This is a genomic window from Endozoicomonas atrinae (assembly GCF_001647025.1).
Taxonomy (GTDB): domain Bacteria; phylum Pseudomonadota; class Gammaproteobacteria; order Pseudomonadales; family Endozoicomonadaceae; genus Endozoicomonas; species Endozoicomonas atrinae.
The window spans coordinates 1-277 of sequence record NZ_LUKQ02000854.1 but is presented as its reverse complement, the minus strand read 5'-3'; the positions used below and the strand labels follow the sequence as shown (position 1 = coordinate 277).

Sequence of the window (277 nt, the reverse complement as noted above, 5' to 3'; positions counted from 1 at the left end):
TTTACCCCACCAACAAGCTAATCCGACGCAGGCTCATCTGATAGCGAAAGGCTCCGAAGAGTCCCCTCCTTTCCCCCGTAGGGCGTATGCGGTATTAATCCGGATTTCTCCGGGCTATCCCCCACTATCAGGCAGATTCCTACGTGTTACGCACCCGTCCGCCGCTCGTCGGCAAAGAGCAAGCTCCTCCCGCTACCGCTCGACTTGCATGTGTTAGGCCTGCCGCCAGCGTTCAATCTGAGCCATGATCAAACTCTTCAGTTTAAATCGTTGTGTC

Annotated in this window: 1 rRNA gene; it reads right to left on the bottom strand. The window is 55.2% G+C overall.

The annotated features are described in order from the left end of the window. Positions 1-264, bottom strand: a 16S ribosomal RNA gene (locus AK963_RS30865); the annotation flags it as partial. Positions 265-277: the final 13 nt, after the last annotated feature.